Source organism: Microbacterium sp. Bi128, from assembly GCF_918698205.1.
In genome coordinates this window covers 1-2708 of the sequence record NZ_CAKKMM010000668.1, presented here as the reverse complement: position 1 = coordinate 2708, position 2708 = coordinate 1, and the positions used below count along the sequence as shown (strand labels likewise).

The window sequence follows — 2708 nt, the reverse complement described above, 5'->3', positions numbered from 1 at the left end:
GGCCAGGATCAGTCCGGGCGACGGCTGCTTCTTGAAGGTGTTGACCATTGCGAGGGCGAAGCCGCCGAGGGCTCCGAGGATCATCAGCATGGATCCAGTGCCCTGCGGGACGGCGAGCGCCGCTGCGGCGCCGACTACCAGGATGCCGAGGCACCCGGCGGTCTTGACGATGACGTCGTCGTACGTCATCCGTCCAATGTCAGCCGGCCCGGCCGCCGGGCGGTTGTACAGGTCCTGGAGCTGTTCCTGGGTCATGCCCTGCTGGGCCGAATTCCACCCGCCCTGGCCCGGGGCCTGGCCGTAAGCGGTCTGGCCATACGGGTTCTGACCGTACGGGTTCTGACCGTATGGGGCCTGCGGGGCAGGCGGTGCCTGGGTGGCTTCGCGGAAATTCTTTCCGCTGAAGATCGGGTTTCCGCCATGTGCCATTGCGGGTGTCCTCCAAAATAAGGGGGTGGGTGATGTTCCGGTGCGATGCGGACTAGTGCGTTGCGGACTAGACGAAACAGGGTTTTATATAGTCACGCTACCAATTCCCACGGCTGACAGGGAGGGATAGTTCCCCACGGGGACCGCCGCAACCGAACCGTGATCTAGGTCAGCGGGTTTTCCAGGCCGAGCATGTCCGCGGACGCCGGCCTCCCGGCGCGGCTCGCGAGAGTGCGGCTCGCGACAGTGCGGCTCGTGACAGTGCGGCTCGTGACGGTGCCGGCCGCCAGCAGGCCGGACTGTCCGTCACCGTGGAAATCGTCGAACCGCTGCGACGGGTCCCCCTTCGGCTCCGGGAGCGGGCCGGGAACCGGCGCCGGCGTTCCCGTACCGCTGTTGACAATGACGTCGTCGATATAGATGTCGGCCATTTGCTGATCGTGTTCGGAGCCAAGCTGGAGCGTGTCGAGCGTCGTGGCGGAAATACTGACAGTGCCGGCGTAGACCGAACGCCCGTCCCACCAGATTTGGACGTTGGTCCCGGGGCCGTTGGGGACCACGTGCATGACGAGCCGGTGCCAGGAGTCAGTCGGGACGTCCCGCCGCAAGGTGGTGTAGGCGAACCCTGCGGGTGACGAGGTACGGAGCACGAGCTCATGGGAGATGTTCTGCCGGAAAACATCCAGGACGCGGACTCCGCCGGCAAAGAACCGGAAGTAGGGAACATTGTTTCCCGCCATTCCTTCGGCGGCGATGTTGAACCAGCCGTCCGCATATGCCTCCGTGGTCCCGGGGGTCAGGCCCACCGTCAGCCTGGCGATGGAGCCCGGCGCCGCGGTGGTGTGCAGGAGGGCGGCACAGTTCCCGGAGCGCGAGAGCCCGGTGGACACCGAGGCGTTCCCCGTCCCGGCCGCGGAAATGCCGAACCCGTCCAGGGTGCCTGCCTCGAAGCTGGACGCCGCCGCCTGGATCCCCGGATAGGGGTCCCTGAGTGCCTCCGTGGAGGGAACGCAGGCCTGCGCCCCAGCGGTTTCGGGGCCCAGGCTGAGCGCCGGGAGGCCCAGGATCGCCAGTACAAGCGAACCCGCGAGGCACAGCTTGACCACCCGGTTCATCAGTCGGCCCTCCACGATCGGCCCCTGCCTTCGGCGCCGGCCGGATTCCGGAACGAACGGACTCGGGTTCTGGCGCTCTTCGCACCATAACGCCGGCGGGCTTGGAAAAAGCTTGGGGGTGGCGGTGACGCGGGCCGGAGCGGACGTGCCCGGCCGCCCGCGCCAGCCCCGGGCGGCCCGGCGAATTGGGGACCGGGCAGGCCACTGTTTAGGCATACTCGGAATCAACAAAAGTTTTCTTTAGCTGGGCTACAGCAAGGTGTCGGCGGCGCTACACGGTTGTTACCCGATCGCGACGTTCTCCCTGCTCGCGGCGGCATTCTTTGGGCCCCCCGGGCTGTAGCATAGGCCACACAGGGTGACGGACATCACAACACATGATCGTATTGCCAGACGCTCGTCCCCTGACCGTTCGCAACGGTTGCAAAGGCGCAACCCACAGCACCACCATGTGGAGGTTTTCAATTTGAGAAGCACAACGAGCGGCCTGTCGCAGAGACGGCGCGGCAGACTATTGAGGGCTGTGGGGTCAGTATTTGCAGCCACGGCTGCGCTACTGCTCATCGTGGCCCCGGCGTCCAGCGCCACGACCCCCTCGCCGACACCATCCCCGTCGGCCACCCAGTTCACGAACAGCATCAGCGGCTTCCTGCGCGGCGACGACCGCGCACCGATCCCCGGGGTGACCATCACCGCCACGAGCGGCGATTTCACGGGAACCACCAAATCGGGAGCCAACGGCGCCTGGACCATCGGCGTCCCCACCCAGGGAACCTACGAGGTCAAACTCGATGAATCCACGCTTCCGCAGGGCATCAAACTGGCCGAGGGCCAGGAGAACCCCCGCAACGTCACCTTCAGCCAGACCTCAAACCTCTCGGTGATCTTCACGTTTGGCAAGGGCATTGTCGTGGAGCAGCAGAACTTCATGCAAAACCTGCTCAACCGGCTGGTGGCAGGCCTGAGCTTCGGCCTGTTGCTCGCCCTCGCGTCCGTGGGCCTGTCCCTGATCTTCGGCACCACCGGCCTGACCAACTTCGCCCACGGTGAAATGGTCACCCTCGGCGCGGTGCTGGTGTTCGCCTTCAACCAGATGCACCTGCCGTTCTGGCTGGCCGTCATCCTGGCCGTCATCGGCGGCGGATTGTTCGGCTACGTCCAGGA

3 protein-coding genes are annotated in these 2708 nt (G+C 65.7%); 1 reads left to right on the top strand and 2 read right to left on the bottom strand.

Going from position 1 to position 2708, the window contains the following annotated elements:
• Both LQV45_RS24585 and LQV45_RS24580 read right to left on the bottom strand, forming a co-directional pair.
• Positions 1-429 (bottom strand): Bax inhibitor-1/YccA family protein (locus tag LQV45_RS24585; RefSeq protein WP_230009224.1); only part of this gene is annotated, 429 nt, incomplete at its 3' end.
• Between the two features lie 164 nt (positions 430-593).
• Positions 594-1559 carry a hypothetical protein gene (locus LQV45_RS24580; protein ID WP_230009223.1) on the bottom strand — a complete coding sequence of 322 codons (966 nt, stop codon included), beginning with the start codon at positions 1557-1559 and terminating at the stop codon, positions 594-596.
• A 508-nt stretch (positions 1560-2067) separates the two neighbouring features.
• On the opposite strand from LQV45_RS24580, the gene LQV45_RS24575 reads away from it, so the two are divergent.
• On the top strand, positions 2068-2708 hold a 641-nt coding region (locus LQV45_RS24575), incomplete at its 3' end, for a carboxypeptidase-like regulatory domain-containing protein (protein WP_230009222.1).